The organism is Clostridium sp. MCC353, from assembly GCF_018785315.1.
GTDB lineage: Bacteria > Bacillota > Clostridia > Lachnospirales > Lachnospiraceae > CHH4-2.
The window spans coordinates 8,831-10,754 of record NZ_WQPN01000105.1 but is presented as its reverse complement, the minus strand read 5'-3'; the positions used below and the strand labels follow the sequence as shown (position 1 = coordinate 10,754).

The following is a 1,924-nucleotide window of genomic DNA, read 5'->3' as shown; positions in this document are numbered from 1 at the left end:
ATAAAATAGTAACAATTCAGATGGCTCATCTTCTTGACCGGTATAACTGGTCAAGAAGCATCGGATGTTCATCCGATGTGGCAATTGATATGGAAAGCTGCTTACAAGCAAGCTTGACGCTGCTTTCCACATCAATTGTCCCGCCGTCTGAACTGTTACTATTTATTACAATTTCTTTGCTTTTCATTTTCTTTTGCCTTTCATTTTACATGATTCGTGGTAAAATGTAAATCTTCCCCTATAATTTAGTAGCATTTTCATTTTAAATGTGTTAGATTATCAATGTATCTTTGTGTATTAGGAGCACAAAAATATCATTTTTAGGACACAGGAGGATAATTGCAATGCATAAACTATTTCGTTCTTCAGCAGTGTTATTTATGGCTTTCACTTTAACAGCTACATCTGCCATAACTGCATTTGCCGAAGAAGAGCGGGGCCCGGGTATTAACCTTCCGGCAAAGTATGAATCAACCGAACAGACAGGTGATTCTTCACAAGCCGGTTCCGCAGAGAATAACGGGGCGGATCAAAATGCCGGAGCTGCATCTTCGGAGCAGCAAAACCAGGAAACCACGGCCGGACAGGAAACCGGAGGACAGACAGCGGATGAACTGGCTGCCGAACTGGCATCTGCGGAAGCGGCTGAGGCGGCGGCAAGAGCCAACCTTCCACAGCTTCAGACAACGGTTTTAATCCCGGGAAGCGTATGGTCCCCGCCATTCGTCAATGATCAGCAGATCGCATTAGGAGATGGGCTTGGATTCCGTTCTATCTCTATCTTTTTAACCAATACGGTGGGCAATGTCCTTTACCGCACTTACAGCACCCAGTACGGATGGACGCCATGGGTGATGAACGGACAATACACCACTGTTTACGCGGATGAAACTCAGGCAGAAGCCATTCAGTTAAAACTGGACGGACCGGTGAGCAATTCATTTGACATCTACTACTGCAGCGTTTTATCAGACGGAACTACCACCGGCTGGACCAAAAATGGCGAAGCCAGCGGTACCATGGGAACCGGCAAAAAAATCGTAGGCTTCCGCATGGCCTTGAACGGTAAAAATGTGGAATGGCCTCACACGACGGAACACGTTCTGGATTCCGTTCACGATGACGGCGTTCAGTACATAGATGGACAGCTCCGTTATATCAATGGCGACGGAACCAACTTCACCGGCTGGGGATATGTGGGCAGCGACCGTTATTATTTCGTGGATTCCTATCCGGTAACCGGATGGCAGTACATTGACGGCTACAAATTGTATTTCAATGAAGCCGGAGTTCTGGTTAAGGATCTGGAGCCGATCATCGGCCAGCAGAGTTCCTATCAGATCAAGATCAACAAAGAGATGAATGTTACAACCGTATATGCCGCGGACGGAGCCAACGGCTACATCATCCCGGTTAAATCATTCCTCTGTTCCACAGGCGACGATACGCCTCTCGGCACCTTCAAGACACCGGAGAAATACCGCTGGCGTCTGATGAACAGCGGTGTGTACGCCCAGTACGCAACCAGGCTGGCCGCTGGACAGAGTTTCCTGCTCCATTCTATTATTTACGAAAAGCAGAACAATATGACACTCCAGCCATCCACCTATAACTACTTAGGCGTGGCCCGTTCAGCCGGATGTATCCGTTTCCTGACCCAGGATGCAAAATGGATCTTCGACAACTGTCCAATCGGCACGACGATCACGGTATACAACGCCCAGGATCCGGGACCATATGGACGGCCGGTTATTCCGTATACGATTCCGGATACCCAGACTTGGGATCCTACGGATGTTACGGTGACGGGAGTGAATTAAGTAAGAGGAAGCTTTATTTAATTGGCGAAAGGACGCCAAGAAGAAGGGGAATCGGGAGCGGAGGGCCTGGGAGCAAAGGGATTCGGGGTCGTATAGAGCCCCTT

Annotated in this window: 2 protein-coding genes; one reads left to right on the top strand and one right to left on the bottom strand. The window is 48.3% G+C overall.

The annotated features are described in order from the left end of the window. Positions 1-25: 25 nt before the first annotated feature. Positions 26-187: a hypothetical protein gene (locus tag GPL15_RS17850; RefSeq protein WP_215700052.1), complete on the bottom strand. Its 162-nt coding sequence runs from the start codon at positions 185-187 to the stop codon at positions 26-28. Between the two features lie 157 nt (positions 188-344). Here GPL15_RS17850 and GPL15_RS17845 point away from each other — a divergent pair, with 157 nt between their 5' ends. Next, positions 345-1,820 (top strand): L,D-transpeptidase family protein, encoded by a 1,476-nt coding sequence (locus tag GPL15_RS17845; protein ID WP_215700051.1) that lies wholly within the window; start codon positions 345-347, stop codon positions 1,818-1,820. Positions 1,821-1,924 lie beyond the last annotated feature (104 nt).

Coding starts and splice junctions, on each gene's coding strand:
- GPL15_RS17850 (WP_215700052.1), bottom strand. CDS start 187: ATGAAAAGCAAAGAAATTGTAATAAATAGTAACAGTTCAGACGGCGGG.
- GPL15_RS17845 (WP_215700051.1), top strand. CDS start 345: ATGCATAAACTATTTCGTTCTTCAGCAGTGTTATTTATGGCTTTCACT.